The 26,999-nt window shown below is 62.3% G+C and carries 26 protein-coding genes and 3 pseudogenes; 8 read left to right on the plus strand and 21 right to left on the minus strand.

From position 1 onward, the window contains the following. Positions 1–7: 7 nt before the first annotated feature. From ACTJKM_RS20365 to traA, 3 genes are read right to left on the minus strand one after another with little or no spacing between them, the layout of a single operon-like run. On the minus strand, positions 8–1,171 hold the full coding sequence (locus ACTJKM_RS20365; protein WP_427143220.1) for a conjugal transfer protein TraB: 1,164 nt from the start codon (positions 1,169–1,171) through the stop codon (positions 8–10). Continuing rightward, a complete protein-coding gene (traF, locus tag ACTJKM_RS20370) occupies positions 1,161–1,700 on the minus strand; it encodes a conjugative transfer signal peptidase TraF (RefSeq protein ID WP_427143245.1) in 540 nt (179 codons plus the stop codon). The genes ACTJKM_RS20365 and traF overlap by 11 nt, the downstream gene beginning before the upstream one ends. A gap of 23 nt (positions 1,701–1,723) precedes the next feature. Continuing rightward, entirely contained in the window at positions 1,724–5,035 is a 3,312-nt protein-coding gene (gene traA / locus ACTJKM_RS20375) for a Ti-type conjugative transfer relaxase TraA (protein WP_440660743.1), read from the minus strand. 254 nt (positions 5,036–5,289) lie between these two features. On the opposite strand from traA, the gene traC reads away from it, so the two are divergent. The 3 genes from traC to traG are packed head-to-tail and all read left to right on the plus strand — an operon-like array spanning position 5,290 to position 7,715. Beyond that, positions 5,290–5,586 (plus strand): conjugal transfer protein TraC, encoded by a 297-nt coding sequence (traC, locus tag ACTJKM_RS20380; protein WP_427143219.1) that lies wholly within the window; start codon positions 5,290–5,292, stop codon positions 5,584–5,586. Positions 5,587–5,590: 4 nt separating this feature from the next. Beyond that, positions 5,591–5,806 (plus strand): type IV conjugative transfer system coupling protein TraD, encoded by a 216-nt coding sequence (gene traD / locus ACTJKM_RS20385; protein WP_427143218.1) that lies wholly within the window; start codon positions 5,591–5,593, stop codon positions 5,804–5,806. Next, on the plus strand, positions 5,799–7,715 hold the full coding sequence (gene traG, locus ACTJKM_RS20390) for a Ti-type conjugative transfer system protein TraG (RefSeq protein ID WP_427143217.1): 1,917 nt from the start codon (positions 5,799–5,801) through the stop codon (positions 7,713–7,715). Before traD ends, traG begins: the two co-directional genes overlap by 8 nt. Before the next feature lie 100 nt (positions 7,716–7,815). Here the strand turns inward: traG and ACTJKM_RS20395 are convergent, their stop codons facing one another. From ACTJKM_RS20395 to ACTJKM_RS20405, 3 genes are read right to left on the minus strand one after another with little or no spacing between them, the layout of a single operon-like run. Continuing rightward, positions 7,816–8,433: an exopolysaccharide biosynthesis protein gene (locus ACTJKM_RS20395; protein ID WP_427143216.1), complete on the minus strand. Its 618-nt coding sequence runs from the start codon at positions 8,431–8,433 to the stop codon at positions 7,816–7,818. Beyond that, entirely contained in the window at positions 8,430–8,738 is a 309-nt protein-coding gene (locus tag ACTJKM_RS20400; RefSeq protein WP_427143215.1) for a hypothetical protein, read from the minus strand. The genes ACTJKM_RS20395 and ACTJKM_RS20400 overlap by 4 nt, the downstream gene beginning before the upstream one ends. Before the next feature lie 58 nt (positions 8,739–8,796). Beyond that, positions 8,797–9,807 (minus strand): TerC family protein, encoded by a 1,011-nt coding sequence (locus ACTJKM_RS20405; protein ID WP_427143243.1) that lies wholly within the window; start codon positions 9,805–9,807, stop codon positions 8,797–8,799. 319 nt (positions 9,808–10,126) lie between these two features. On the opposite strand from ACTJKM_RS20405, the gene ACTJKM_RS20410 reads away from it, so the two are divergent. The 3 genes from ACTJKM_RS20410 to ACTJKM_RS20420 all read left to right on the plus strand — a co-directional run bounded on the left by ACTJKM_RS20410 (position 10,127) and on the right by ACTJKM_RS20420 (position 12,358). Then, the gene (locus ACTJKM_RS20410) at positions 10,127–10,927 is read left to right on the plus strand and encodes a carbonic anhydrase (RefSeq protein ID WP_440637107.1); all 801 of its coding nucleotides are present in this window, start codon (positions 10,127–10,129) and stop codon (positions 10,925–10,927) included. A 391-nt stretch (positions 10,928–11,318) separates the two neighbouring features. Continuing rightward, complete coding sequence (locus ACTJKM_RS20415) at positions 11,319–11,900, plus strand: thermonuclease family protein (protein ID WP_427143213.1); 582 nt, start codon at positions 11,319–11,321, stop codon at positions 11,898–11,900. 200 nt (positions 11,901–12,100) lie between these two features. Further along, a complete protein-coding gene (locus tag ACTJKM_RS20420) occupies positions 12,101–12,358 on the plus strand; it encodes a WGR domain-containing protein (protein WP_427143242.1) in 258 nt (85 codons plus the stop codon). Between the two features lie 33 nt (positions 12,359–12,391). Here ACTJKM_RS20420 and ACTJKM_RS20425 read toward each other — a convergent pair whose 3' ends face one another. From ACTJKM_RS20425 to ACTJKM_RS20440, 4 genes are all read right to left on the minus strand, one after another. Continuing rightward, positions 12,392–12,565 carry a hypothetical protein gene (locus ACTJKM_RS20425; protein WP_427143212.1) on the minus strand — a complete coding sequence of 58 codons (174 nt, stop codon included), beginning with the start codon at positions 12,563–12,565 and terminating at the stop codon, positions 12,392–12,394. Positions 12,566–12,852: 287 nt separating this feature from the next. Then, complete coding sequence (locus ACTJKM_RS20430) at positions 12,853–13,344, minus strand: hypothetical protein (RefSeq protein WP_427143211.1); 492 nt, start codon at positions 13,342–13,344, stop codon at positions 12,853–12,855. A gap of 334 nt (positions 13,345–13,678) precedes the next feature. Next, complete coding sequence (locus ACTJKM_RS20435) at positions 13,679–13,843, minus strand: hypothetical protein (RefSeq protein ID WP_440637110.1); 165 nt, start codon at positions 13,841–13,843, stop codon at positions 13,679–13,681. Between the two features lie 322 nt (positions 13,844–14,165). Further along, the gene (locus ACTJKM_RS20440) at positions 14,166–14,477 is read right to left on the minus strand and encodes a DUF736 domain-containing protein (protein ID WP_440637112.1); all 312 of its coding nucleotides are present in this window, start codon (positions 14,475–14,477) and stop codon (positions 14,166–14,168) included. A gap of 490 nt (positions 14,478–14,967) precedes the next feature. On the opposite strand from ACTJKM_RS20440, the gene ACTJKM_RS20445 reads away from it, so the two are divergent. Continuing rightward, complete coding sequence (locus ACTJKM_RS20445; protein ID WP_427143209.1) at positions 14,968–15,144, plus strand: hypothetical protein; 177 nt, start codon at positions 14,968–14,970, stop codon at positions 15,142–15,144. A gap of 3 nt (positions 15,145–15,147) precedes the next feature. Here ACTJKM_RS20445 and ACTJKM_RS20450 read toward each other — a convergent pair whose 3' ends face one another. The 3 genes from ACTJKM_RS20450 to ACTJKM_RS20460 form a co-directional block, all read right to left on the minus strand. Next, positions 15,148–16,074 carry an ArdC family protein gene (locus tag ACTJKM_RS20450; RefSeq protein ID WP_440637134.1) on the minus strand — a complete coding sequence of 309 codons (927 nt, stop codon included), beginning with the start codon at positions 16,072–16,074 and terminating at the stop codon, positions 15,148–15,150. A 293-nt stretch (positions 16,075–16,367) separates the two neighbouring features. Further along, positions 16,368–16,955, minus strand: a complete 588-nt coding sequence (locus tag ACTJKM_RS20455) for a hypothetical protein (protein WP_427143207.1) — start codon at positions 16,953–16,955, stop codon at positions 16,368–16,370. A gap of 478 nt (positions 16,956–17,433) precedes the next feature. Further along, complete coding sequence (locus tag ACTJKM_RS20460) at positions 17,434–17,883, minus strand: hypothetical protein (RefSeq protein ID WP_427143206.1); 450 nt, start codon at positions 17,881–17,883, stop codon at positions 17,434–17,436. A 41-nt stretch (positions 17,884–17,924) separates the two neighbouring features. Between ACTJKM_RS20460 and ACTJKM_RS20465 the strand changes: the two genes are divergently transcribed. Then, a complete protein-coding gene (locus ACTJKM_RS20465) occupies positions 17,925–18,218 on the plus strand; it encodes a hypothetical protein (protein WP_440637115.1) in 294 nt (97 codons plus the stop codon). Between the two features lie 23 nt (positions 18,219–18,241). Here the strand turns inward: ACTJKM_RS20465 and ACTJKM_RS20470 are convergent, their stop codons facing one another. From ACTJKM_RS20470 to ACTJKM_RS20505, 8 genes and pseudogenes are all read right to left on the minus strand, one after another. Next, positions 18,242–19,126: a DUF7007 domain-containing protein gene (locus ACTJKM_RS20470; protein ID WP_427143204.1), complete on the minus strand. Its 885-nt coding sequence runs from the start codon at positions 19,124–19,126 to the stop codon at positions 18,242–18,244. After that, entirely contained in the window at positions 19,123–19,599 is a 477-nt protein-coding gene (locus tag ACTJKM_RS20475) for a hypothetical protein (RefSeq protein ID WP_427143203.1), read from the minus strand. The genes ACTJKM_RS20470 and ACTJKM_RS20475 overlap by 4 nt, the downstream gene beginning before the upstream one ends. Before the next feature lie 95 nt (positions 19,600–19,694). Next, positions 19,695–21,446: pseudogene (locus tag ACTJKM_RS20480) on the minus strand (ParB N-terminal domain-containing protein). 535 nt (positions 21,447–21,981) lie between these two features. After that, a pseudogene (locus ACTJKM_RS20485) lies at positions 21,982–22,953 on the minus strand (lactate dehydrogenase); the annotation flags it as partial. Continuing rightward, positions 22,952–24,730, minus strand: a pseudogene (locus tag ACTJKM_RS20490) (lactate dehydrogenase); the annotation flags it as partial. The pseudogenes ACTJKM_RS20485 and ACTJKM_RS20490, both read right to left, overlap by 2 nt. A 116-nt stretch (positions 24,731–24,846) precedes the next feature. Further along, positions 24,847–25,248: a DUF3085 domain-containing protein gene (locus tag ACTJKM_RS20495; RefSeq protein ID WP_427143201.1), complete on the minus strand. Its 402-nt coding sequence runs from the start codon at positions 25,246–25,248 to the stop codon at positions 24,847–24,849. Between the two features lie 11 nt (positions 25,249–25,259). Then, positions 25,260–25,865 carry a DUF1419 domain-containing protein gene (locus ACTJKM_RS20500; protein ID WP_440637117.1) on the minus strand — a complete coding sequence of 202 codons (606 nt, stop codon included), beginning with the start codon at positions 25,863–25,865 and terminating at the stop codon, positions 25,260–25,262. 122 nt (positions 25,866–25,987) lie between these two features. Next, complete coding sequence (locus ACTJKM_RS20505; protein ID WP_440637119.1) at positions 25,988–26,992, minus strand: DUF3991 and toprim domain-containing protein; 1,005 nt, start codon at positions 26,990–26,992, stop codon at positions 25,988–25,990. Positions 26,993–26,999 lie beyond the last annotated feature (7 nt).

Here is a 26,999-nt window from a genome sequence, read left to right on the forward strand (position 1 = left end):
TGGGAAATCAGATGTTGAAGGAGAAAACGACGGGCCTGTCGAACAGGCGCGCCCAGGCTTGCGTGCTGGTGCGCTGGATTGCCACGATGGATGTGCCCTTGGTCCACCAGCCGTTGCCGACAGCAACGACGACGTCCGGATCGTGGAGCATGGACTGCAGGACGGGCCAGACGATCAGCTGCTCGTAGCAGATCAGCGGTGCGACCCGATCGCCGGCAACGGTCACGACCGGATTCGCGAAGAAGTGCGCCCGCGCGCCGCCGCTCTCACCGAGCAAGGGACGCCAAGGTTGCCACATCGAGCCCGGCACCGGCATGCGCTCGCGATAAAGTAGCCGAGCGCCGTCGCCGGAGATGGCGATCAGAACATTGTCGTATCCCTCCGCATCGACAACTGCCGCGCCGGCGATAACGGAAATGTCAGTCCCCCGCATAACTCGCACCCAGAGCCGTTCGACGGTCGGCGTCCAGAAGCCCAGAGAGCTTTCGGGAAGAACAATCATGCCAGCGCCGCCCGATGCCCGATCTGTCACAGTGGCAATCAGATCACGGTGGCGCTGCATGCTGGCGTCGCGCCCCAGTGATCCGCCCATTTCAAGGTCGACGCCTTGCCAGCGTTGGGGTAGCGTCGGCTCGTCCCAGGTTGCGGCGGACCAGATCCAAAAGCCTGCCAGGACAATCGCGACAGCTGGCCACATGCGGGATACGAGGCCCATAAGGCCGGCTGTCGCGGCAGCCAGGCCCCACCATTCCCATCCTGGAAACAGCACGCCCGCGGCAGTGATCGGATGCGCCCAGCCGGTAATGCCCAATGGCGGAATGGCCATGAGAACCGCTGCCAGGAGATAGCGACGCGGACGAGCACCCTCCCTCTTGGTCCAAAGGACGGTGTGCACGATGACGAAGCCGGTGGACGCACATAGCCAAAGCAATAATCCAGGCCAGAGGTCCGAGGAATAGAAAGTCGCAACGCCCTGCGGCAGACCCCGTGATGCAGCGAGAAAGTAGCCGGCTGAGACACACGCAGCCGTCCGTCTCGTTCGCGCAAGCGCCCAGAGGGTCGGAAACGTGAATGCGAGCGGAAGGAGAAGGACTTGACCGCTCCAAGCAACCGTTCCGGCAATTATTGAATCGGTAATCAACAGGATCGGCCGAATGTGCTCACGGTGCATAGGTGAGCACCGGTTGCGCCAGGCCGAGGATGCCCGAGACGGGAAGGGGTCCGAAGTAGCGGGAGTCATAGGAGCTCCTGAACGGTGAATGGAGGAAGACGCTTTGTGCCGGCAAGACGCCGCCGGAATGAGGCATCATCGGCCGACCCTTGCCGTCGCGCTGAGCCAGGTCGGAGAATGCTATCGGGCGCCCGTCGATCGTTACGCTTGCACCGATTGCGACGTGTTGCCCGGGAAGCGCGATGACCGTCTTGATGAGCGGCGCGACCCCGCCCGGGCAGGTTCCGAAGCGAAGATAGCCCCGCCGTCTCGCCTCTCGCATGACGAGCGTTTGCGGCGGGCAAATGAAGACGAGGTCGCCTGCGGACACCACTCGATCAAGCGCGGCGATGCGCCAGAGCCCGAGGGGTTCGCTCGGTGTCAGGTTGATGCGGTAGCCGCCGATGATGGCCGCAGCAACACCGCCCCCGAGGATGGTTGTCGCCACCAGCAAGAGCAGGATGGCATTCGATCTTTGCGCAGGTCCCATCCGACGTACAGACAGTTGCGCCGTCATTTAAGAGAGAGCCCCTGGCTCTTCGTCTGACGCAGGGTTTCGGCCTGTTTCAACGCCTCCGTCGTGCGCTCATGCGCGGCCAGCTGCTGCACCGTCCGCATCGAATTCCATGCCGATTGCACTTCGGCCTTTTGTCCGGCCGTCATCCCTGACGTAACCGCATTGAAGGTCTGTCCGTTGGAGTCCTTGGCGGCCAGAGGCAGGAAGGTCCGCTCGCCGAAACGCTCCGATACAGCCTTGGCGAAACCTTCGAGCTCGGCCTTCACCATCTTGTCGGCAAGCGCATATTCGAGACCGGCCGGCAGGTCGTTCCGGTCGATCGCATCGCGCACTCGTTCGAGGGTGTGCTTTGCGTTTGCCGAGAGCGCCGGAATGTCGATCGAGATCTTGAGGCGGATCGCCCGCTCCTCGACCTCGAACTTGCGCTCGGCTTCGGCACGCTGACGCAGATAGCGCTCGAGATTGCGGGCCAGTGCCGGCGCGTTGGTCTCAGCCTTCTCTCGCTCCTGCTTCTCGGCGCGGCTGGCGAGGATCCCGGTCTTGCCTTTCAGCGCGCCGAAGTGTTCAGGGTTCGATGCGATGTTTGTAACGGTGGATTTCGCAACGCCCTCGTCCCTCAACATCGCGTCGACGTTGATAGCCTTGAACGCGCTTTCCGGCTGCGCATAGACGAGGTGGAAACGGGTCGAAACCTCCTCCCACTGTTTCTTCAAGCCGGGATCGGCCGCGACCTTGTCCTCGACCGCCTGGTCGACTGATTTTGCGAAGGTGGTGATGCCGGAAACCATGGGTTTTGCCTTCCTGACAGTGTCCTGGAGTGGAGATTTCACAGAGCCGATGATCAGCCCGAGCTTGCCGGCAACCGCGGCCAAGCGCGCACCAAGATCGATGAGCTTTTGCTTTTGCCCGATCGTCCATTCCAGCCGATCGCGAAGGAGCGTGCGGGCCACGTTGACGAGATTGAGGCCCCGAGCCTCGGCGAAGCGTAGGGCTTGCCGGTAAAAGCTGCCTTTCTCGTAATCGAGCGTTGTTTCCTTGGCGTTCCTGCGCGACAGGATCGGGATCAGGCCGCCGGCCTTGGCGAAGGATCGGCGGCCGTAATAGACGGCCAGGTCCTCGCGATGACGCGTCATGGCGACATAGGTGAGATGTCGATCGAGCGACAATGACGCCAGCACCTTGACCCGATCAACTGTCGCACCCTGGCTCTTGTGGACCGTCGTGGCATAGCCATAATCGAGGTTGTTGTAGAAGCGCTGTTCGACCAGCACATGGCGGGCATTCTCCCCATCGCCGATCCGCGCGGTGATCCGTCCTGGTCCCACCTCGACGACCTTGGCCAGCATGCCGTTCTTAACGCCCAGTGATCCCTCGTTCTTCAGGAACACGATCTGGTCGCTGACGGCGAAGTTACGTTCGCCGTCGGTGGTCTTGAACGTGGACCCCTGATCGAGAATCCCGCGTTCGATGAGTTTGATGCGCGCCATCTGGTTGAGCATGCGCACGTCCCGGCGCAGATGAGCGAGGATCAGCGAAGTCTTCGCTGGATCGTAATCGCGGTCCCAGGCGGCGATGAGGTTGTCGACCGCGTAGGCCTTCAGGTCCGACCCGATTATCCTGCCATTGGCGCGGTAGGCTTCGACCGCCTTGCCGACCTTGCCACGGGCAAGATCAAGCGAGGCATCCCGCATCCATTGCTGGCGCTGGCGGTAGATGGTTTCGAGTTCGGCATAGCCGATACGATCGGCGATGGCGCGGAAGGCGGCTCCTGCCTCGATCGGTTGAAGCTGCTCGGGATCGCCGACGAGAATGATCTTGGCGCCGGTTTTCGTCACCGCTTCGACGAACAGCGACATCTGCCGCGATGACACCATGCCGGCCTCGTCGAGAACGAACACCGTCTTACCATCGAGCTGATCACGGCCTTGGTTCCAGCGAAGCTCCCACGACGCAAGTGTCCGAGAGATGATCCCGGCTTCCTTCTCCAGTCCCTCGGCCGCCTTGCCGGCAAGTGCGCCGCCGACAACGCGATAGCCGGCAGCTTCCCAGGCTTCGCGCGCGGCCTTCATCATCGTCGTCTTGCCGGCGCCGGCGCGGCCGATCACGGCCGCAATCCGCTCGGGTCCTGCCACATGCTCGATCGCGGTTTTCTGCTCTTCCGACAGGCGGTCATGACGGGCAAAAGTCGCGGCGAGCACTGCGTCGCGAACGCCATGCGACGAACGCTGAGAGAGCCAGATCGCGCGATTGGACATCTCCGCTTCGAGCCGGATCATTTCGCGTGTCGTGTATTTGGCGGGCAGCCTGGAGCCGGTGGCGAGGTCGATCCGCTCGCGTTCAAGACGCAAGGTCTCCGGGTGCAGGATGATCCGGACCATGAGGCTTTGGAACAGGTCCGGGTCGTCGATGTAGCGGTGGAGGATCTTGGCGACGTCACGCTCGTCGAAGACGCTCTTCTCGCGCATGATCATGTCGATGACGAGTTTCGGACTCCGGTCGATCCGTTTCGCGTTCTCGGCTCTCCGCGCGTCCTGCAGGTCGATGCGCTCAAGCTCGATCGGCTTCGAGGCCCCGTCCGATTTCCGTTCGATCGCTTTGGTCCCGACGCCAAGGTGGATAGTCGGTTCGAGATCGATCCCCTGCTTTTCGAAGGACCGTCCATCGACGCGAAGGTCAAGACCGGCCAGCATCAGATGCCGGTTCTGACAAGCAAACCATCCGTCGCGAAACGCGTTGAAATCGTCGATGCTGCCGGCCCAGAGCTCATAGACGATTTTGCCGGAATCGTTGCGGATCGGATTGCCGTCCGGTCCTGTCACCGCGACCTTCTTGGCGCCGAAACCGTCCTCGGTCAGCGGCCGCAAGGTGGTCATGAGATGGACATGCGGATTGCCCGGCGCATCATGATAGACCCAGTCGGCAACTATGCCCTTCGAGGTAATGTGCTGGTCGACGAAATCCCGCACGAGCGCGATATTCTGCTCGGCCGTCAGTTCGAGCGGCAGAGCAATGGTGACGTCCTTGGCAAGCTGCGCATCGGAGCGCTTCTCGAAATCTTCGACCTTGTTCCAGAAGGCTTCGGAGGCGCCGGCGACTGAACGATCCGCGATCATCGTCCGCAGCCATTCGGGAGCGTCGGTGGGAATAACGAACTCTTCGTGGAGCAATCCCTGCTTGCGGGTGTAGTCGATCGTGCGGGCCTCGCGCTCGTAGTCCATCTTGGCGCAGTGCCGATAGGCCGCCGACAGGACGGCGCTGCGGCCGGAGCCACGGGCGACAACGCTGACGGAGAAGTGAGGGACGGCCACGGCGAGTTCTTTCCCGGTTGCGAACGAAATCAACAGGTTCGTCAGAAGCGGAAGGCCTCGGCCCAAGGCCAAAGCAGAGCGTCGCATCAGCGACGTATAATTGCGCCCTTCGGATCCGCTCCTTCGGAACGGCCGGGATCATTCACGAAAGCATCGCCGCTGGCGATTGCATGATCCACCTAGTGCGTTCCGCACGCCGATCGGAAAGACTGAGCTCCGTATCACGCGAATTCTCATCAAGGAGACATCAGGAAATGAAGAAGCCGTCCTCAAGAATCCGCGACGAAATCGCCAAACTCCAGGAGCAGCTCAAGGCCGCCGAGACCCGTGAGGCCGAGCGTATCGGCCGGATCGCCCTTAAGGCCGGTCTTGGCGAGATCGAGGTCGACGAGGCAGTGTTGCAGGCGGCCTTCGAGGATTTGGCCAAACGGTTTCGTGGAGGAAAGGCCGCCACGACCGGAGGGAAAAGGGGAGGTAACGCCGGCGAAAGCAGCGCATCGTCCACGCAGGACGCGTTTGGCGCGGCTGCGGGCGGGTCTGCTGAGGCTTGAGCGGATGGCGCGCACGACCACATCCGACGCCCGCAGACAAGATACGCGGGAAAAGATCGAGCTCGGCGGTTTGATCGTCAAAGCCGGTCTTCGCTACGAGAAGCGAGCGCTTCTGCTCGGCGCGCTGATCGAGCTGAGCCAACGGCTCAAATCCGACAACACCGAACGCTCGCGCCTAATGGCGATCGGCGCGGAGGCCTTTGGCAACAGCGATGAATAGGATCATTCTTTTCATCGCGCCTGTCGCGCTGATGTTCCTGGTCACGATCGGATTGACCGGGGTCGAACACTGGCTGTCCGGCTTTGGCAAGACGGAGGCTGCTCGGCAGACGCTCGGTCGCGCGGGCATTGCCCTGCCGTATGTCGCCGCGGCCTCAATCGGCATTGTCTTCCTCTTTGCGAGCGCCGGCGCGATCAGGATCAAGACAGCAGGATGGGGCGTCGTTGCCGGCGGTGTAGCGACAATCATTGTCGCCATCGCTCGCGAGGCGATCAGGCTGTCGGCATTCGGGAGCCATGTTCCGGTCGGCAAGTCGATCCTCTCCTATGTCGATCCCGCGATGCTGATCGGCGCGGCGGCGGTAGCGATGTCCGCCTGCTTCGCCCTACGTGTCGCGCTCGCCGGCAACGCGGCCTTCGCCAGTGCTGAACCCAAACGCATACGCGGCAAACGGGCGCTGCACGGCGAGGCCGACTGGATGAACATGCAGGAGGCGGCGAACCTGTTTTCGGACGCCGGCGGCATAGTCATCGGCGAACGATATCGCGTCGACAAAGACAGCGTAGGAACGCGCGCGTTTCGCGCTGACGATCCCGACACATGGGGTATCGGTGGCCAGTCGCCGCTGCTGTGCTTCGACGGCTCGTTCGGTTCGTCGCACGGCATCGTGTTTGCGGGTTCGGGCGGCTTTAAAACAACGTCGGTGACGATCCCGACGGCGTTGAAATGGGGCGGCTCGCTAATCGTCCTGGACCCGTCGAACGAAGTTGCCCCTATGGTGTCAGTGCACCGAGGCAGCGCGAACCGGGATCTGTTCGTCCTTGACCCGAAGAAGCCGGAGACTGGCTTCAATGCGCTTGATTGGATCGGACAATTCGGCGGCACCAAGGAAGAGGATATCGCCTCCGTCGCCTCATGGATCATGAGCGATAGCGGCGGCACGCGCGGTGTTCGCGACGACTTCTTCCGTGCTTCCGCCTTGCAGTTGCTGACGGCGATGATCGCTGACGTTTGCCTGTCCGGCCATACGGAGAAACAGAACCAGACGCTTCGCCAGGTTCGCGCCAATCTCTCCGAGCCCGAGCCGCAGTTGCGCCAACGTCTGCAGGAAATCTACGACAATTCGGACTCGGATTTCGTCAAGGAGAACGTCGCGGCCTTCGTGAACATGACGCCCGAAACCTTCTCCGGCGTCTACGCCAATGCGATCAAGGAAACCCATTGGCTGTCCTATCCGAACTATGCCGCGCTGGTTTCCGGAAAGACGTTTTCGACGGGGGATCTTGCCGAGGGAAACACCGACGTCTTCATCAACATCGATCTGAAGACTCTGGAGACACATGCGGGCCTCGCGCGCGTCATTATCGGCTCGTTCCTCAACGCAATCTACAACCGAAATGGGGTGATGCCCGGCCGAGCACTGTTTCTTCTCGATGAGGTCGCGCGGCTTGGCTATATGCGGATCCTGGAAACTGCGCGCGACGCCGGCCGGAAGTATGGCATCACGCTGACCATGATCTATCAGTCGATCGGCCAGATGCGCGAAACCTATGGGGGGCGGGACGCCTCAAGCAAATGGTTCGAGAGCGCGAGCTGGATCAGTTTCGCGGCGATCAACGACCCGGAAACGGCGGACTACATTTCCCGCCGCTGCGGCATGACGACAGTCGAGATCGACCAGGTCAGCCGTAGTTCGCAAATGAAAGGATCGTCGCGGACGCGATCGAAGCAGTTGGCCGCACGACCGTTGATCCAGCCACACGAGGTGCTTCGCATGCGCGCCGATGAGCAGATCGTCTTCACAGCGGGGAACGCGCCGCTCAGATGCGGGCGAGCGATCTGGTTTCGGCGTGACGACATGAAGGCCTGTGTCGGAACGAACAGGTTTCATAAGCTCGAACAACAGTGAACTTTCTCCGAGTACCTTCCCAGTGCTGTGATCGTGTTGCAGCAAAACTTGTGACTTTCGTTTTTTTGGCGTCTTCAGTTCAGGGTTTCAGGTCTCCCCTTCAAGGAAGTACGGCAAGGACGCCATATGCCAAAGCCGCCGTTGCCGCCAAAGCTGCGACAGACAAGATCAGCCCGATCAGCGTGACGAGCCCATCGCGTTCCAAGAGGGCAACGGCAATGACGATCAAGGCGAAGGCCGGCAGGAAATTTCCAAAGGGTATGGGCAGGGCGATGGCGATTGCCAGCAGGAAAATGGGGAAGCCCAACAACATCTGGACTGGTTTGCTGGTCAGAACAGCAAGCCGGTCGCGGCGCATGATTTTCTCCGCCCAAGCGATCAAAGGACCCGCGTAGCGAAGGGTGACATCGATCGTGCTTGATGACAGTCGGCGTCTTTTAAGGCTTATCGGTAGCCAGATGGTCTCGCATCCGGAAGCAATCTGAAGCGCCACCAGCGCAAGCGCCGTTCCAAAGATCATCCCGAACGGTCCTGGAATGGGCGACAGCGCCGGCAGCGTCAGAAGCAGGATGATGAGGGCAGTGCCGGCTTGCCCCATGAGGGACAAAGCCTTTCCGATTTCAATGCTGCCTTCAGCTTGGCCAATAGCGGCCAATTCGCGGAGGCGGGTGGATGCAATCCCTTCGCTCTGCGGCCGCTGTTCGCTCCGTCCCGTCATACTGCGCTATCTTCCGCCTTCTGTTTCAGAGTCGTCACCAATGCTGCGCAACCCGGCGCGCTCCTGTCCAAGAGATCGAATGGATCACTCCAGCCAAGCGAAACGCTGACGGCATTGGAAACCGCCCAACCCATGTCCCTCGTTGCGCGATCGAGAAGGCGGGGCGCCTCTGCCGCCAGGCAATCTTGCGAGGCGCGCACGATCTCGGTGGGCGCCTTGGCCGCCGCCACACGCTCCGCTATTTCGGCTTGCAGCGGTTCGATGAAAAACATTGAAAAAATCGCAGCGACAATTTCTGAGAACATGGATGTGCTCCTTCAGGTTCGTTGAGTTGTGAGGTGGCCGAGCGGTGTGCCGGGCAGATCAGCGGGAAGGCTGTGGCTTGGCGCGGGTTTTGAGCAGGCTCCAGACGACACCGCTCGCGATGATCGCAAAGGTGACGCCGAGGGAGAGAGCGGCCGGGAATTTTTCCAGACCCAGCATGTCAGCGACGAAGATCTTCGAGCCGATGAACACGAGGACGATCGCAAGGGCCGGCTTCAGATATTTGAAGCGGTGGATCATTGCTGCCAACGCGAAGTAGAGGGCGCGCAAACCGAGGATCGCAAAGATATTCGACGTGTAGACGATGAACGGGTCGGTCGTGATCGCAAAGATCGCGGGAACCGAGTCCACGGCGAAGATGACGTCGGCGACTTCAATCAGGACCAGGGCCATGAACAGGGGCGTGATGAACCAGACCATTTTGCCGGTTTGCGGATGCGCCTGCTTCACGAAAAATCGTTCTCCGTGATGGCTGTCGCTGACGTTGAAGCGACTGCGCATGAAGCGAACGAGCGGGTTTTTCGACACGTCCGGTTCGGCATCCTTCATGACAAGCATCTTGATGCCGGTCGCGATCAGGAACGCGGCAAAGACGTAAAGCAGCCAGGAGAACTCGGCGACCAGCGTCGCGCCGACGCCGATCATGATGGCGCGCAAGAGAATGACACCCAGAATGCCCCAAAAGAGCACGCGGTGCTGATACAGGCGCGGCACGGCGAAGAAGGAGAAGATGAGGGCAATGACGAAGACGTTGTCGAGGGCCAAGGTCTTTTCGACGACGAAGCCCGTCATGTAGGCAAGGCCGGATTCCGCTCCAAGATACCACCATACCCAGCCGCCGAAGGCGAGGCCGAGCGAGATGTAGAGCACGGAAAGCTTGATGCTTTCGCCGACACCAATTTCCTTATTTTCCTTATGGAGCACGCCGAGATCGAACGACAGAATTGCGATCACGAGGCCGAGAAAGCCAGCCCACATCCAGAGCGGCTTGCCCAGCCACTCCACGAAGAACAACGATGTTTCCAAGAAACAGAACCTCTGTCGGCGCATGATGTCGGAAGGGTCCGACATCATGAAAGCGCCGACGGCTCTCACCAGAGGGGCCCGGACCAGCGGGTTGATCGACAATTGGGAACGCCGCCCTGCCCCTTCAAGAGCCTTGCATCCAAAATTTTCCGCTTTTTAAAATGCCGCCCGACGTCGGTTTTTTGGAAGCTCCGTTTCGGCTGACGGCTATTGAAACGCTATTCCCACTCCCTACATCGTGGTTGCGGACCGGGCCCCTCTGATCAAGGCTTGCCTTTTTGATGTCGGACCGCATCGAGCGTGCTCGGTGCAGTCTTGGGGTTAAACTTCCGTCTCTCCGAACATGCTCGTTGATTTTTCAACCCTGACGGCGACTGCGCCGTCTAACGGAGAGTATCTATCGATGTGTAATGTATCCCGCCGCCTGTTTATGACAGCGACTGCCGCTTCCGCCGTCGCTGTGCTGCCTGCCGCCGCGCACGCTCAAACGACGAGCGGCAAAACAACGCCCCTTGAACCCGCGCCCGTCAAGGACGGCAAGTCAGCCTTGACGCCTGATGGAGCACTCGACCTCCTCAAGCGTGGCAACGAAGCCTTCCTGCGTGACGAGATCGTCCTGCCCGATAGAAGCGAGGCGCGCCGTCTTGAGCTGGCCAAGGGTCAGGCGCCGTTCTGCGCCTACGTCTCTTGCTCAGACAGCCGGGTCCCGCCGGAACTGCTGTTCGGGCGTGGCCTCGGTGAATTGTTCATCATTCGCAACGCGGGCAATACCGTTGATACGGTGGCGATGGGTTCGATCGAATATGCCGTGGCAGAACTCGGCGTACCGCTGATCGTCGTCATGGGGCATGAAAGCTGCGGCGCGGTAAAGGCCGCCATGTTAGTGGTCGAAACGAATGCGCGCTTCCCCGGCCAGATCGACAATATGATCGAGCCTATCATTCCAGCGGTCCTGGAGGCACGTGGCCAGCAGGGTGATGCACTCGAAAACGCCGTCAAACAGAATGTTCGCCGCGTCGTGCGCAATCTGCGCGAGGAGAGCGATCCCCTCCTGCTCAAACCGCTGGCGGAAGGCCGCATCAAGATCGTCGGCGCGTACTACCATCTCGACACCGGCGCCGTCGAATTCTTCGATCAGGCATAAATGCAAATGAGCCGCGTGACGACCCACGCGGCTCCCTGTTTGTGCCTCATCTGGGAAGGCGTGTGTAGGAGAGAATAGGTTCACAAGTCGAGAAGCACAACTGAACGCCCTGGTCGAGCCGGCGCGCAGCGCAGCAAGCAAGGGCGATCGGGGACAATGAAGAGCATCGGAGAAATCAGCATAGCGGCCGCACGAAAGGGCGGGATTTCGGGAATTCTCGTCGTGCGAGGAGCGGGTGAAAGCGCAGCCGCAGGAGCCTCAGCATAGCGGCCCGCCAGGGGAGGCGGGATCGACTGCGCCTCGCATCTCGCACTCCCACTGAAATCCCCGCCCGTAAACGCAGATGAAACCGACGGCGAGATAGTTTGAGGCGAACAGGAGAGGACCGAGGGTGGCGAAATCGAACGTGGTTCCGTTCAGAAAGCCGGGCAAGCCCGGCAGCAAGAACGATCGACATCGCTGGCAGGGAAGGTCACCCCGATCGGGACCGAGTCGCCCGCGCAAACCACTGGCTGCAATCCTCTGCGTCGTGCTCATTGCTGCGGGCGGCTGGCTTGCCTTCAATGGCGGCGGCAACCTGTCCGGACTCCTGGCTGCGGCCAGGACAACGACATCAGATTCCCTGTCGGCCGCGTTTTCGTTCTGTGGCGCCGATCGCCGGGTGGATTGCATCGTCGACGGCGATACCTTCTGGTTTGACGGCGAGAAAATCCGCATCGCGGATATCGACACGCCGGAGCTCAGCCCACCGCGGTGCGAGGCAGAAAGGATCAAAGGCGAGGCAGCGAAAGCACGCCTGCTGGCGCTGCTCAATGACGGCAAGTTCTCGCTGTCGGCCGGCCTGCGTGACGGGGATAAGTACGGCCGCAAGCTTCGCACGGTGATGCGAGCAGGGCGTTCGCTCGGAGCCAGTCTCGTCGACGAGGGCCTCGCCAGGCGCTGGGACGGTGCCAGACACGGATGGTGCGGCTGAGAACAGCGAGAGGATCGTCACCGAATGGCCGAAACCGCCCGGCGGGTTCGGGGAGCGTGAGCGAGTAGAGCCGTGCGCGAAGGCGACTCGCCCAAGCCTGTTACGGCTTTTCCGGTATCATCACCGATGTGAATCGATCCATGGCGATTGATTCATAAGTGTCGTTGGACGGGCTTTCCGCGATCAGCGATTCTTCGCCCATGATCTCGCAGCCTTATCATCTCTATGTCGAACGCTCGGACGCCTCGAAGAACATGGCCCGCTACTACGCCATGTCAATCGAACCCAACCTCTTCGGAGACGTCTGCCTGCTGCGCAAGTGGGGCCGCATTGGCACCAAGGGACAGATGATGGTCCACCATTTCGGTCGGGAAGAAGAAGCAGTCCGACTGTTTCTCGACCTGCTCCGACAAAAGCGAAAACGCGGCTATCGTCCGCGCGCTTCGATGTCGAAATGAGAGAAGCCCGCCGAAGCGGGCTTCGAAAGCGCCTCAGCGGCGCCGGTTCCAGTCAGTCTCGAACGATACTTCAATCTCGACGAGGAACGGGATCTTGATCGCGAGCTTGAGGCCGAGCTTTCCCTTGCGGAAGAAGTGGCTGAGCACCTTGCCGAGGGTGCGGAGCCGGCGGCCGGTGGCGGCGAGGAATTGGGCGAGCTGTTGCATGGTATTTCTCCTTTCGAATTGCGGTCATCGCGGGGATAGCCGGCAGACCGGAAAGGAGGGACGCACCCCGAGGGGCCGCAACGAAGTGGAGGACGTGGCGTCGACTGAATTTTGTTTCGCGAGGAGCCGCGCCGCGGCGGGGAAAATTCTGGCGGCGGCAGGTTGCGTCGTGACGGACGGGCTGCAACATCCCCGATGAGAGATGACAGCCGAGTCGAAAGGAAGAGTCTCAACTGAGACGCTGCCCTCGCGCTCCTCGGATTATCGAGACCGCACCGAAGGACCGATCAGGATCCCCCGCACCTGATGTAGCTGGCACGGGACGCATTCACCGCGATCCCGGTTTCCGACGTGATACCCTCGATGATCGGCGCAAGTGAGCCGAGTTCGTCGTCGGTGAGTGCGATCAGCTCCGGATAGTCGATGTCGACGCCGGTATAGTCCGCCGTCAAAGCGATCGCCCAATCGCCGCCGTTGATGCGGTATTCGTACGTGTCGAAATCGATTTCGAGATCGTCCAGCAAGCTGATGCGAAAGCGCCCGAATATTTCGGTCTCCCCATCCAACTGATACTCGGCGAACTCGTCCTCTCCGGCGAGAACGCTCCGCTCCAACGACATGATGATCCGCACGCGGCCAATTGCTGCCTCCAGCCCTTCAACCAGGCGGTCATTAAGGTCTCGCGAGAACTCGCTGTCGCAGCCGAACCGGTTTGCGAGGACGACGAGCCGGAAACCGGCAAGCTTGGTGTAGAGCATGAGGTTCTGATCGGTTGTCATAATGTGATCTCCTTCGTTGATGACGGAGATCGGCCACTCTGTAGCAAAGAGGGGTCAAGGATCGTGGTACGCGACTAGCAAGCGGGGGAGCCGATTTTTCTGAAGAGAAGTGCAACGGGAGCGGCGGAAAAATTGGGGGAGACCGCGCCGTCCTTGACGCCGGATTTGCTGGAGTAAATTAGGACGGAAGAAAGAGAACAGACCCGCGGACCCGCAGGGGCCGCGACCGTATCCGGCGGGAGCCGGAGGGGAGCGTTGAGGGGTGAAATCCCTGACAGCCGGGAGGCCGGTCGATCCGGCGGACCGGCTCAGATAAGAGGACAAATGAGCCGCCTCAGAATGGCGGCTCGACGTCGACGGCACCCTCCTGTTCCGCAAGCATGACGGCGAGATCAGCCTCGGCGAGTCGCAGCTCCGTCTCGATCTGGCGCCGCTCGGCCACGTCCCATGCGTTCTTCAATTCCAGCCGCAGCTCCTCGATGTGCTGTTCGATCGTCATCGTCTCATCTCCTTGAGTTCGTGAAAGACGACGATGCGGGGCGGGACGGGATGGCGGGGTCAGGGATCGCGTACGCGACCGCCAGCGGCGGCGGGTGGGGGAGCCGATTTTGTTGGAGCGGCGGGAACCGCAGCGGAGGCAAAATTGGGGGTTGACCACTCGTCCTTGAGGCCGCCATGCCGGCACGGCACACTGAAGCGATCTGAACAGACATTTCCGGTCCCGTATGGCACCAGGAAAACCGGAAGCGGGCTCGACGCCCGCTTCCGGTTTCTCAATTCGGCCGATTGGCCCCGCCTCGCGGGCGGGGCCGTTCCGGATCTCAGTCCCGGTTGGGGCGGGACCAGATCAGCTGGTAGCCGTCCTCGCCTTCGACTTCGGTGAGGGTTGCGTAGATCGGAGCGGGGAAGCTCGGATCGTCCAGCTTGACCGAGAGGTAATCGCGATCCGTCTCGGTGGAGCGCTTCTGCCATGCCGCGCCGAGCTCGACATTGCCGGCGTAGATGCGGAAGTGCGGACCCTTGTCGGAGGGGTTTTCGACGCGGGCGATGCGAGCCTTGACGTTGAGGGCGAGCGTGCGGATCGAGCCGTTGAAGCCGGTTTCGGTGGAGGTGAAGGTGCCGATGGTTGCCATTGTGGTGTTCCTTTCGTTGGTTTCGGGCCGCGCCCTTCGCGGCCTCGATGGCTGTCGCAAGGATCGGGGACGATCGGACCGCACCCGCAGGGCCGGAATGGAATGGAGGGCGGCCGGGAGAAACTTTGTTGCCGCGCGAGGAATGGCGGCGACCTGGGGTCCCCACTCGATTTGTCGAGTGGGGTGGGTTCCGGCAGGGGAAGAAAGTTTTGGATGGCCGTTGCGGTAAGACGATCGAGGCGAAGCCGCTCTCCGATCAGACATGCCTCATCGAGCCCGCGGAGGACGTGGCCTATGCCGATGGATCCGAGGAACGCGGCGATGGCAACGTGCCACCGCCCCACCCAAGCGGACCATTGCTGTGGTGAGACCGTTGCTCTCTCCCAATGTCCGGGCCGTTAGTTCGGCGACGACGGACCGGCCGGCCTGGGAGTTGCCTCCAATAAACAACCCGGTATCGTGTGCGCGCGATTCGTCGCCTGGAGGATATATGCATCAGCAGACAAAGCCGTTTACCATCGAAATCAAGCAATCGCGAAAGCTCAAATCGACTGACCGCAAAACCTCGATCTGGGGCAAGCTGGACCTGACACCAGAACAGGGAACGCCAACGGATAGAGAGCCGAGAGAGATGTCGGCCGTTGGCGGCGACAACGACCGACTCTGATTTCTAGGCCGCGACTTTCTCCTCGGCAGCATCCGGCTGCAGACCGTGCAGGAAGTTGACTGCCCGCTGCGCATGAGCGGCCGCCTGAAAAATCGCTCGCCTGTCTTCGGAAAGCACGGTCAACCACGAGGCGAGGTAAGACGCGTGATCGGGCCGTGGCTCGAGCTCCGGTACAATGCCGAGGTCGGCGCTTAGGAAGCAGCTGCCGAGCTCGGCGATCAGCTCCTCTCGGGCGCGCTCCGTTTTGTCCTTAGCATAACGGCTGAGATCGCGGCCGACACGATCGGGATGCGCAGTCCAATGGCAACTTTCATGGCTGACCGTGGCAACGTATGATTCCGCGTCCCGAAAGCTCTCGAATGGCGGCATCTGGATGTGATCCGTAACCGGTGAATAATATGCCTGTGTGCCGCCGTGGCGGATAACGGCACCCGTGTTGCGAAAGAAGCGATCTGCATTTTCGATCCGTTGGACAGGATCGGCAACAGGCGCCGGTCGATGGTGATAATGGTCGGGCAGACCATCGATTTGTTCGACATTGAAGACCGTGTACGCTTTCAAGAACGGGATTTCCCGGTCGATCTCACCGCCGCTGCCATCGGCTTCGGTCTTGGTAAAGCGGCTGGCGAAAACGACGGTCGACCCGGTCTCGCCTTTGCGGACGGCCGCGCCGAGCTCAAGCGCCTGCTTGAACGTCATCCACATCGGCGACGAGAAGCCGCGCGCCATGCCTTCCGACCACAGCAGCAGTACATTCATGCCCGAGTAGGGCTGCCCGTTGTGCCGGAGCGGACGGGTGATCCGCTCTCTCATGTTGCGGTCGTGCCATGGCTTCATCCACGGCTTGACGCCATGGGCCAGGTCCTCGACAATCCGGTCGGTGATCCGGCCATAGATGTCCACACGTTGCGCGTCTGGTACCCTGCTCATTTTTCCATACCTCCATTTTCCGGGCCGCGCCGATCGCGGCCCCGTTACGGCGGTCCAAGGGCCGGGGCCGAGGGGAGGGCGCACGCGAACGCGCCGGAACGTATGTGGAGGAGGGCGAAGCCCTTGCGGCTCAATCCCCCGACCCCGGCAGGACCGAAGCCGGACGGGTCCGTGATGGCGGGCAAGCTGATCATCTTCTTTCTTTGCCTTCGACATGCGAAAGGCTGGCCCGGGCGGACCAGCTGTCGATCGGAAAGAGAAGAGGAGGCGGGGCCAAAGCCCCGCCGTTGCGGTCAGTCGAAGGCCGCCAACTGTGCGGATGCCGCCTTGCGGTCGAGCGATGCGCCGGGATTTTCAACCGGGCGATCGAAGGGCTTCCAGACCTCTCCAACGATCTGCTCGTAGGCGGCAACGGCACCTTCCGCGGCCATCCGAAGGGAATGGGCCTGGACGCCCATGTCGGCTGCGAATTCGCGCTTGCGCTGGGCGGCGCTGTCGTAGCCAACCGGACCATCGAGATCCTCGTCGCGTGCGTCATTAGCTGCCTTGGCGGTGGCGTCGCGTGCCTCGCTGACGGCACGGGAATAGAATTGTCCGGCGCCATGGGCGGATCCGACATAGGCGCCGACGATGCGCTGGAGGTGGATCTGCATCGCCCGTTCGCCAAGGCCTTCCGAGAGGCTCTCGGCAGTTTCGATGATCAGGCGTTCGTGCAGGTCGCGGATCCCGTCGCCGTCGATCACGGCCGTGCCGAAGCTTTCGGCGATCGCCATCGCCTGGGCGGCGTCAGGGCAGGTGAGCCGGACCATTTCGAGTGTGGCGCCCTTTCGAAGCGGCACGACGCGGGCGGAGTGGCGGGATTGGGTTGCGGGCTTTGCCATGGGCTGTTCCTTTCATGCTGTCCTCCGAAGCGGTTCCGGCCCTTGCCGGTCTGCCCTTCGGTGCGGTCAAAAGGAGCCGGCAGAAGACGGGCGTTTCAGGGTCCGGACCCGCCAGGACGAGCAGAGCCGGGCTGCGCGCAAGCAGGTCAAATTGACCTCGCGCGGCGCGCGGCCCTGCTTTGAAGAAGACGGCGTGGTCCGGCCGCCCCGCGGCGCGATAGCGGCCTTGAAACGGACGGCCGCCGGTTCAGACCGCAACAAAACCGAAGGGAGGCCGGCAAGGAACTGGTCCGGCGATGGACGTCGTTGAACAGGAAGCCCTCAGCGAGCCGCAGCCCTCGGATCCCACCTGAAGCAGGCAGCCGCTCGAGGAGTGCCACCCCGCGGACCCGGCTCACAACTGCCAGAGAGGCGGTCGCGGCATTGAGTATTGCAGGGGCTGGGCTGGACGCCGGAGCCCTGCACACTGACCGGCGAATCATGTTTCCGGCACGTCCGGCTGGGGCTCTGAACCCGCCTTTTCGCCGGGGCGCGGCTTCGGCAGACGATAGGAGTGAAGCCAGGACGGACCGTGCGAATTGCGCAGGCGGCGCAACGTGCCCCCGTCGTCATATGGAGCGCCACCCATCCAGACATGGTTGAGAACGCTCTTCCATCGCCGGCCGTGCTTGGCGGCATAAGCCTGAAGCGCCTCCTCCTCCCCTTCGGTCAAGGGCGGAAGCCTCTCCCTCTTGTGTCGCGTCGCAGTGCCATTGCTTGCCGCGACCGGCGTTGCCTCCTTCTCGGCAATCAGCCTGTTGAGCTCCGCCACACCGGCCCTCAGGCATTCAGCCCCTTCGAGATGATGGAAGCGGATCCAGAACGCTGTCCGATCTTCAGGCGAGGAGCCGATACCGGCCCTTCGCTCGAGTTCGCCAATCGTGCTCATGGGCGGTCACCTCCTCTTGGGACACTCCCACCCCGTACCCGATGCAAGGGCAGCCGACGGCGCGCCCGCATGGCCGCGATGGCGGCGTCCTGCCGGACAAGTTTGCGCGTGAGCGCATCGACCTCCGGTTGACGCTCGGCGGTCAGCGCCGCCAGGTTCGACCGGTAGCGTTCGAGGAAAGCAGCTGGCTCTGGCGGCTTGCCTCGACGGTAGCCCGCGTGACGCCGGCCAAGCAGCGGAAGGAGCGCGGTCATTCGGCGCGTGATCTGGCGATCGATCAGTTCCAGTTGATGCTGCGTCTGCCGCCGCGCCGCTTCCATGCGGGTGAGCTGTGAGGCGTGTTTTGCGAAACCGAACATTACGCGGCCCTCCCACGCCAGCTGGCGAAGCTGGATGGGCCATCATAGGCAGCATGCTTCGTCTCATCGATGACGAAACCAAACCGGCCGACAGCGTAATCGTCGCTCGGCACCAGGAAACGGCCTTCTTCCGCCCGTTCGTCGCGCTTACCGCCAATGGTGGCAATTACCTCGGTCATGCCGGGATGATGGTCGGAACGAAGTGCCGAGATAACGATCCAGTCCCCGGCATGCACCTGCACGAATGCCTGGCCGTCTTTCTCGTGAGATTCGCCAGGCAGGAGCGAGCGACCATGGATCGCTTCCCAAGCGTCCGGCCAGGTGTCCCGGACCGTCTTGTCAGCGCACTTCCGCTCATAGCGCGTGAACAAATCCGGAAAGGTCAGCGCCACGATCGCCCATGCGGCGTCTTCCTCGTACCAGCCATCATCCGCCCGCAGCGTCGGGTGGACCGAGGCGTTGTGGGGGGCGGACAACTTGAAGCCGCCATGTCCGGCCGTGGTGTGGGAGACAATCCCGTCGGCATAGATAGTGGCCCCTTGGGAAGAGCCCCAGGGCGTGCTGCAATTCATTCGGACGGACTGGCGAGCAAGCGCCCGAAACTCACGGCAATGTTCCGCCTGCTCAACCATGCGGTCTCGGAAGGCGGTTTCATCCTCGACTGAGCCGTGGTGCGAATGGAAGTCGTCGCGCTTTAGGTCGGAGAGAGGCCGCGTCATGCGCCAGGCGCTGGCGAGGAAATAGTGGCCGTCACGCGCCGGCACCATCGCGAAGACGAGATCGCCGATGCGCGCAACAGGCAAGCCATCGGCACTTCGACCAAACTCCACCCCTGAAGGTTCAGGGGTGGAGAGTTCGGAGGATTGGGAGACGAGCGTATTCATGCCGCGGCCCTCCCTTCGACATGATCGGCGGCAACCTCGTCGGCGGTCACCTCCTCGAGCACGGCATTGGGATAGCCATGCCGGCTCAGCCATGCCTCGGCTGCCTGCCGATTGTCCGCCAGATGGACGAGTTCCGCGTTTGCACCAGCGCGGTCGAACACACGGACGGATCCCAGCGCGGGCCGCTCGATCACCTTGAAGGCGAGATCGCTGTCGAGCGAGAAGGTCCGGTGAATGCGGATGGCAATCACGCCGCCCGCGCCAAAGCCGCCTTCATGAAGGGTAAAATCCGGCGACAGGCTGACATTGCCGATGCCGCGCTTGCCCTGCTTGCGGATCAAGCGACCCTTGCTGTTACGGTTCTCCCAGGCTGCCAGCTTTTTCTTGTGGCGTTCCGGCGGGCGCGGCGTGCCGTCCGACCAGGCGACGATGGAGCCAATTGGGGCGAGATCATAGATCAAGGACGCAGACATGCGCTTTCTCCTTCAGGTTTTGCGGATTGTGAAAACGAAAGCGCCGCCGGTGATGGCCGGCGGCGGGATCGGTGAAGCTGGATGTGGAAATGCGGCTATTCCGCCGCGATGCCATAGGCGGTTTCGTCCGCGTCTGTGTTCTCGGACCCGTCTGCCGGCTCTTCGAACTGCTCGGCATCCGGATCAGCAACGTTGGACGAGGAGATACCGTCATCGGTGTCTGAGCCACCCGCGGGATCACCATCGCGATCATCGTCGAGATGGTCGGCATGCTTGACCAATTCGGCAACGTCCTTCGCATCGGGCGAAAAGAGAGCCGCCGGATGCACGAACTGGACGTCCTTGAAATGATCGACAAGGGCCGCACGGGTTTCGCGCACCCGCGGACGGGGATACACATTCGCCTCCTTTGCCGCCGCCTCGAGCGCCTGCCGCGACAGGCACACGAGAAAATCCTCTGTGCCCATGTTCGGCAGGAAGCCATCGGCGCCGATCGCCTCGCCGGCGATGCGCGAGACCACGCCGCTGTTCGAAATGTTGCGCCGGCACGACAGGACCTCGACCAGGATGGACCGGGCAGCGACGCGAACCGTCTCCATGTCGAACGAGAGCCTGCCGTCTTCGGAGAAGAGCCGGGCAGCGTGGCGCTGCATGCGCTTGGCCCCGAACACAGTATCGTTGGCGCCGGAATCGACACGAACGTTTTGGCCGGAGAAGGCGAGCACGAGCAAGGCCATCAGCATGTCGTCCTCGATCGGCGCGCGGCCGAGTGCTTCGTGAAGCGCATCGGTGCGGAAATCGCCGATCATGTCCTAGCCCTTCTGCGTGACGTCAGGACGCGTCTTCAAGACCGAGATTTCCTCATCATCGGCCCCTGTCGAACCGTCGGCAGACGAGCCGGTCTGCCCATTCGGCTTCCGGGCTTCCGGCATCCGGTAGTGCACCGACTGAACCTTGCCCTCGCGATCGAGATACATGGCGGTGCTGTCGCCCTTGCCGGGTTTGCCATAGACGCGTTCGGCCTTCTTGGGCAGGTCGGGCTGGCCATAGTTGTTGACCTCGACAATCGCGCCCTTCTTCGGCAGATTGATCGTCATCCACTCCTGCTGCGCGCCGAGGAAAGCCTCGACATTGGTGGTGTAGCGGCTGTCCTCGTCGGCCGGGGCGAAGAGGTCTTCCACCCACTCAATGCCGTAGGCTTCTCGCAGGTCGTCACCGAAGCTGGCATCCCTGGCGTACATCCGCTTCTTCGAAAGCGCGTTGGCAACCGACCACCACGACGCCGTATCGCCCTTCTTCGGCTTGTGCGCCTTCCACACTTCCTTCTGCTCATCGAGCGCGGCAGCGGCGATGGTGCGCAACTGCGGTTCCGACGGCATATCGCCCTTCGCCATATGATCCAGCATGGCCGGCAGGACGTTGGCGAGGAGCCGGAGCTTGCGGATCTGACGCACCGGCAGGGTCAGGGCGACCGCAATGGCCTCCTCGGTCCAGTCGAGCGCGACGAGACGCTCGATCCCCCGCCATTGGTCGACCGGGTTGAGCGGCTCGCGGGCGATATTCTCGACCATCGAACGCATGGCGCCGTTGTCGTTGGCGGCCTCGACCACCAGGACCTCGATCTCGTCGATGCCCGCGGCAACCGCCTGACGCCGGCGGCGATGCCCCGCCTCGATGATGAAACCATTGCCGCCGTCGCGCTCCGGGAAGACGACGGGCGGCTGGATGATGCCGACGGCCCTGATCGTCGCCAGCAGCAGGGCGTCCGCCTGCGGCGTCGACTTCGACTGGCGCGTGTTGTCGGGATTGTCCTTCAGCGCACGCGGATCGACCTTCATGAGATACATGGGATGCTCCTTTTTCCGGGATTTGGGACGCGGCTCCTGCCGGTCCTTCCAGTCTTCATTCTTTCCTGAAGACACCTTCCGGACCGCGGAGCGGGCGGCCGGGTGCAACTGCGGTCGAGCATCCCGGCTGCGAAGGACAAGCGGGGTGCGAAGCGCCTTGCGAAGGACGAGTGGCCGGGATGCGGAGACGGCGGTTGAGCGGAAGCGGCGACCGGTGGACCGATCTGCGACCGGGTTCCTCCCCTTCTTTTCTCCCTTCCTCTCGCGTCGCGAACGGAAATGAGCGCGTCAGCGCTGGATGGATAGGACAAAAAAAATGGGCCAGCGGAAACCGCGGCCCATGAAGTGTGAAGGTCAATAAACCTCCAGAGGGGAACAGCTGGTGCGGCGGCACTGGGAGGAAAACCGCCATGTGCATCAGCTATATGCACAATGCCTTATTATTGATCAGAGGGGAAACATTTATTGTGCAATGCAGCCATGCACATGCTGCACTGCACCCAGATCCCCGATCTTCTTGGTGGTCGCGTTGCCCTCACGCAGCCTGCGCGTCTTGCTCGGCGCTACTGCGCGCTTCCGCGGCAAGCGCGGCCTCGACCTCCCGAAGCTGCCGGCGCTTCTCGGCAAGTTCTTCGGCGAAGGCGAACACGCCGCCCTCGCGGGAGCGATAGGAAGCCAGCCGCCTGTGGGCTTCGTCCAGTCGATGACGATAACGCTGCCGCTCTTCCTCAAATCCGTCGAGCGCGTGTTCGAGGCGGGAGATCGCGCCAAGCGGCGTCACCGTGACTGCCAGATCGATCTCGTAATCGGCGCCCGTCCGCTGAAGCAAGGTCGTGTAGCGATAGCCATCGCCCTTACCGAAGCGTTCGCCGGAATAGACCAGATCGAAGCCGCCGATCGCGGCTATGGCGATTTCGCCCTCCTGCTGAAGTTGGACCAGCGTGAGGATTTCCTTCATCAAGGCGCGACCGGCGGCCTTCCGCTCGTCGAAGAGCCCACCGATGACAGTCATGGCAAAGGCGTCGGCCGCCGTCGGAACAAGGCGATCGATGTCCTTGCCGACTTCCGCAATCCGTCGCTCCGAGATCTCGATATCGCGTTCGGCGTCACGGATCTGCCGGCGAACCGCATATTGATCGTCGTCATGGGCGGCGCGCAGTCGTTCGAGCCGGGCAATGTCCGCCTCGAGACCTGCCTTCAGCATCAACCGCTCGTCGCCGGAGGCAATCGCCTTGGCCATCGCGAATTGATTGGCCGCCCCTTCGCCGAGATCCTCAAGCCGCCGGATCGAGGTGTCGCCGGAAAGTGCTGCCGCAATGAAGCGGGCCTTGCGTTCGTTGTTTTGCCACATCGAAGCGTCGAGCGAGCCTTGCGTGGCATAGGCGAAGATATCGACTTCATCGTGCTGATTGCCCTGGCGCACGATCCGGCCCTCGCGCTGCTCGATGTGAGAGGGCAGCCATGGGACATCGAGATGATGCAACGCCTTGAGCCGGAGCTGCGCATTCGAGGTCATAGTCCTCGATGGAGGCGACCAGCCAGCAATCGGGATCATCGCGAAATGGCTGCAGGTTCGGCTGGCGATGCGTTTCGCGCACCTCTCCGGTTTCAGGATCCTCGGTCACCGAAACGGTCGTGTGGTTGATCGGCCCGAAGTCGCGGACAAAGTTCGACCAGGCGATCCGCAGCCGCACTTGGCAGTCGCGCCATGGGCGATCCAGTTCCTGGGCTTTCAGGACCTCGCGCACCGCATCGCGGATCGGGATGAGCTTGCGAATGATGCGGACGTGCTTTTCCGAAAGTCCCTCGGCGCTTCGAGCCTTGCGCACATGCGTCGCGACCGGTGCGCCGTCAACGACCTGCATGAGGCCATGCCTGACATCGACGAAATAGCTGCCTTCGCGCACCTTGGCATTGTCGGGGCGCAGATCGACGATCTCGGCAAGCTCGTCCTCCAGATCGATGTCGATGGCGGTCGGCTCGCCGTCATAGAGGTCTTCCGGGAGAAGAGCGATCGCTGCCGTCAGCGCCGCGTCGAGCACCTCGCCGGAGCGTGGCCGGCACGTATAGGTCTCGCCGAATGGGCCGGAGGTCAGGGCGTGATCGCCGAGCACCAACTCCGGATGCTGGGCGAACCATCGGTTTACGCGGATTGCATCCTCGTCCTCGATCGCTGGCCGGACCTCCTGCAGGTCGAGCCAGGAGAGGTCACCTTCCGGCTCGCCTGCCTTTCGCTTGCGGAAGAAGAGGATGTCGACCACGACATCCGTACCGGCCTCACGCCGAAAACTGCCTTCGGGCAGTCGGATCGCGGCGACCAGGTCAGCGGACTTGACGATGTGCTCGCGTGCGGTGCTATCCACCTTGTCCAGCGTGCCGGCGCTGGTGACGAAGGCGGCCAGGGCTCCCGGTTTCAGGAGATCGATCGACCGAGCGATGAAGTAGTCGTGGAGGCGTAGACCGAGCGAACGATAGTGCCGGTCGGAGCGAACCGTCCGATCGGAGAAAGGCGGATTGCCGATGGCAAGATCGTAAATCGCATTGAGGTCGGTACGCGCGAAATCGCCATTGATGATGCGCGCCTTCGGCTGCAGCAGTTTGACGATGCGCGCGGTGACGGGATCGAGCTCGACACCGGTGACGTAGCTCAACCCGCGGTACTCTTTCGGCATCAGCGCCGGAAACAGGCCTGTTCCGATCCCCGGTTCCAGTACGCGGCCGCCACGCCAGCCTAGCCGCTGCAAGCCCGCCCAGATCGCGCGAATGATGAACTCGGGCGTGAAGTGGGCATATTGCGTGCATCGGGCAAGCGACGCGTATTCGCCCTCGCTGACGGCCGATTCTAGCGATGTACCAAGATCGTCCCAACCGTCACGGAAGTCGGTTTCCCCCGGCCGCCGGAACATGCCGTTTGCCAGTTCGCCGGCGCCGAAGCCGGTGAACCGGATCAGCCTCACTTGGGCTTCCGGAGTTGCGGGCAAGTCCAGGTTCTCGAGTTCGTGTGCCGTGAGGATCGCGGCAACGTTGATGCGCGCCCTTTCCTTCCAGGTCGCGGCAAGTTTGCGATCACCGTCGTCGAGATAGAAGTTGGCGCGCTGGCCCTGCTTTCGCGGGAGCGGCCGGTTGGCCGCCGGCAGAGCCCGCGCAGGCGTAGGAGAGGGCGGCGTCGGATCGGGCTCGTCGTCATTGGCGGCAAAACCGCCGAACGCGGTGACGCCAAGACCAAGGCCTGATGACAATGCGCTGCTGCCTGATATATCGAGACCGAAGGGATCGTTGCTCATCGAAAGCTCCTTGTGAGCGAGCGTCATCGAGCCGCCGCAAGGGACGGTCGAGGGAACGCGAAGAGGTGGAAGGTGCCGCCGCCTGCATGGGCGGCGCGGCTATGGTCGACCGAGTGCTAGTCGCGCCCGATCAAGAACAGCTGCATGGTGTCGGCCACGAAAGCGATGCGGAGATGCGTGGCATTGGGGCTTGCCGCAATCATCGCCTCTAGCTGGCCGGCGTCGAGGAAATCGACACCGTCGTCGCCACCGAACGTCCGGCGCTTGACCTCGAACCAGTCGTCGTTGGTGGCAGGATTGCATTCCTCGGCATAGACGACGAAGGGCTTCTGGCCGCCGGCAAGCTTGCCGTTCGAGAGGAGATAGACCCCCTGATCTCCGACCAGAAAGACGCCCGGCTGTTCGTCCTTGCCAGGCTTCAGTCCATAATAGGGGTTGCGAAAGCCGCCATTGGCTTCGGCATCGGCGCGGCCACGCGCGATCACCTCGCGCACGGATGCAACCGGAAAGGTGAGCATGGTTGCTCCTCTCAAGCCGCGATCGGCGCGGGGAGGTGGCGCAGTTGCACCGGCAGCTTCGCGGCGATCTCGTCGTCGCTGAGGTCTTCCAGCAGCTTCAGAAACGTGCCGCCTTTCCCGCCGTAGAGCATCACCGTGCGTTTGCCGCGCGAGGCCTCCGGCCAGCGCTCGCCGGCATAGCCGCGATAGTCGTCCGCCGTGCTGCTCCAGATATGCTCGAGCCGTTCCTCGCGCGTCATGGCCCGGACCGGGCGGCTCTCGCGCTCGATAATCGCAACGCGCATGGCCTCGACGGAGGCTTGATCGGCAAGGTCGCAATAGCCGTGGAAATAGCGGATCGCTTCGTCAATCCGGAGTGCAAAGAAGACACTCGTGACCGAGCCGGTGAGGAACTCGCGCATCGCGAACATCGAACCGCGGATCCAGAGCGGCGGCAGGATTTCGAACATATAGTCGTGCTCGGCCTCGCCGATCTCCAACCACTCGCCGGCATAGAGCGGCGTGGCGTCGTCGTCCCAGCGGTTGGGCCGTTGGTGATGACGGTCGAACATGCGGAACATCTGCGAACGATTTGCGGTGCCCTGGAAGACTTTTCGGACTGCGGGAGAGGGGTTCATCTGCGGCTCCTTCGGAGGCGGACCGAAGCGCAGCACTGTCCTTACGACCTTGCCATCCTCTTCAGTCCTTCATGACCACTTCCGGGCCGCCGGCATCGCAGCTGCCGGGGTCAAGGGCCGGCTTAAGCCGGGCGCAGCCTCCCTTGACGCGGGCGGCGCGAATCCGGCACGCCTTCTCCTTCTTTCCTTTCCCTCTTTTCCTCCTCCCTGATCTTCAGGGTTTCATTCCAATCCTCCTCGGGCGGCCGAAGCCGCGCCCAGTCGCAGCCTGCATCCTCGGCGAGCGCCCGCAGTCGCTCGGCAAACATGTCGCCCTGAGGATTGGCGTCGGTCGCCGCAACCATCTGGACGCCAGGCCTTGCAGCCAACTCCCGCATCGCCGCCTCCGTGGTCGGCGACCAGCCGCCACCAGTGCTGAGATAAAGTGTGCCCTCCCGCAAACCTTCGATCGCCGCGAGGCTCATGGCGTCGATTGCGGCTTCCGTGACAGCCAGGCGTAATGCGCTGTCTGAACCGAGACGGAAAAGGACCTTCATTCCTCCGGAGGCAAAACCCCGGTATTGCCGACCGCGCGACTCCCAGCCGGTCAGAACCCCGGCATGGTCTCTGTGCGCCGCCCACATGCTGCCTTGTGGACCTTCCCGCAGCAGGTTCGCTTTGATCGCCGCTTTGAGCAAAAAGGTTGGAAGGTAACGCTCAGCGTTGAGGTAGCGCCATGTCGATGAATCCGGCCAGGGACGGCGGCGAGCTTGCCAACGATCGGGAAGCGAGAGGTCACATCTTTCGCCATCCCTTCCGGGCTGCCACTCCGGCTCCGTGATCTGAAACCCGACGAGATCTGCAACCCGCCCGGCGCCTTCGAGAAAACCGACATGATCGAGGTGTTCGACGAGCCGGAACACATCGCCCTTCGCTTCGGACAGAGGGTCGAACCATCCGCGCCCTTCATAGGTGACGATAATGATCTCGCCGCCGCGCCGGAACTTGACCGCCCGCCGCGTGCTCTCCTTCGCGTCTATTGCAAACCCGGCATGCTCAAGCACCGCCGCACAACTGACCTGCTCGCGCAGCGCTTCAATCTCTCTTCTCTTCATCTTTCTTCCGATCGCCCAGCGATCGGCCTCCATAATCCTT

Source organism: Ensifer sp. 22460 (genome assembly GCF_052044935.1).
Taxonomy (GTDB): Bacteria; Pseudomonadota; Alphaproteobacteria; order Rhizobiales; family Rhizobiaceae; genus Ensifer.

Coding starts and splice junctions, on each gene's coding strand:
- ACTJKM_RS20365 (WP_427143220.1), bottom strand. CDS start 1,171: ATGCACCGTGAGCACATTCGGCCGATCCTGTTGATTACCGATTCAATA.
- traF (WP_427143245.1), bottom strand. CDS start 1,700: ATGGGACCTGCGCAAAGATCGAATGCCATCCTGCTCTTGCTGGTGGCG.
- traC (WP_427143219.1), top strand. CDS start 5,290: ATGAAGAAGCCGTCCTCAAGAATCCGCGACGAAATCGCCAAACTCCAG.
- traD (WP_427143218.1), top strand. CDS start 5,591: ATGGCGCGCACGACCACATCCGACGCCCGCAGACAAGATACGCGGGAA.
- traG (WP_427143217.1), top strand. CDS start 5,799: ATGAATAGGATCATTCTTTTCATCGCGCCTGTCGCGCTGATGTTCCTG.
- ACTJKM_RS20395 (WP_427143216.1), bottom strand. CDS start 8,433: ATGACGGGACGGAGCGAACAGCGGCCGCAGAGCGAAGGGATTGCATCC.
- ACTJKM_RS20400 (WP_427143215.1), bottom strand. CDS start 8,738: ATGTTCTCAGAAATTGTCGCTGCGATTTTTTCAATGTTTTTCATCGAA.
- ACTJKM_RS20405 (WP_427143243.1), bottom strand. CDS start 9,807: ATGCGCCGACAGAGGTTCTGTTTCTTGGAAACATCGTTGTTCTTCGTG.
- ACTJKM_RS20410 (WP_440637107.1), top strand. CDS start 10,127: ATGCTCGTTGATTTTTCAACCCTGACGGCGACTGCGCCGTCTAACGGA.
- ACTJKM_RS20420 (WP_427143242.1), top strand. CDS start 12,101: ATGATCTCGCAGCCTTATCATCTCTATGTCGAACGCTCGGACGCCTCG.
- ACTJKM_RS20425 (WP_427143212.1), bottom strand. CDS start 12,565: ATGCAACAGCTCGCCCAATTCCTCGCCGCCACCGGCCGCCGGCTCCGC.
- ACTJKM_RS20430 (WP_427143211.1), bottom strand. CDS start 13,344: ATGACAACCGATCAGAACCTCATGCTCTACACCAAGCTTGCCGGTTTC.
- ACTJKM_RS20435 (WP_440637110.1), bottom strand. CDS start 13,843: ATGACGATCGAACAGCACATCGAGGAGCTGCGGCTGGAATTGAAGAAC.
- ACTJKM_RS20440 (WP_440637112.1), bottom strand. CDS start 14,477: ATGGCAACCATCGGCACCTTCACCTCCACCGAAACCGGCTTCAACGGC.
- ACTJKM_RS20445 (WP_427143209.1), top strand. CDS start 14,968: ATGCATCAGCAGACAAAGCCGTTTACCATCGAAATCAAGCAATCGCGA.
- ACTJKM_RS20450 (WP_440637134.1), bottom strand. CDS start 16,074: ATGAGCAGGGTACCAGACGCGCAACGTGTGGACATCTATGGCCGGATC.
- ACTJKM_RS20455 (WP_427143207.1), bottom strand. CDS start 16,955: ATGGCAAAGCCCGCAACCCAATCCCGCCACTCCGCCCGCGTCGTGCCG.
- ACTJKM_RS20460 (WP_427143206.1), bottom strand. CDS start 17,883: ATGAGCACGATTGGCGAACTCGAGCGAAGGGCCGGTATCGGCTCCTCG.
- ACTJKM_RS20465 (WP_440637115.1), top strand. CDS start 17,925: ATGCAAGGGCAGCCGACGGCGCGCCCGCATGGCCGCGATGGCGGCGTC.
- ACTJKM_RS20470 (WP_427143204.1), bottom strand. CDS start 19,126: ATGAATACGCTCGTCTCCCAATCCTCCGAACTCTCCACCCCTGAACCT.
- ACTJKM_RS20475 (WP_427143203.1), bottom strand. CDS start 19,599: ATGTCTGCGTCCTTGATCTATGATCTCGCCCCAATTGGCTCCATCGTC.
- ACTJKM_RS20495 (WP_427143201.1), bottom strand. CDS start 25,248: ATGCTCACCTTTCCGGTTGCATCCGTGCGCGAGGTGATCGCGCGTGGC.
- ACTJKM_RS20500 (WP_440637117.1), bottom strand. CDS start 25,865: ATGAACCCCTCTCCCGCAGTCCGAAAAGTCTTCCAGGGCACCGCAAAT.
- ACTJKM_RS20505 (WP_440637119.1), bottom strand. CDS start 26,992: ATGGAGGCCGATCGCTGGGCGATCGGAAGAAAGATGAAGAGAAGAGAG.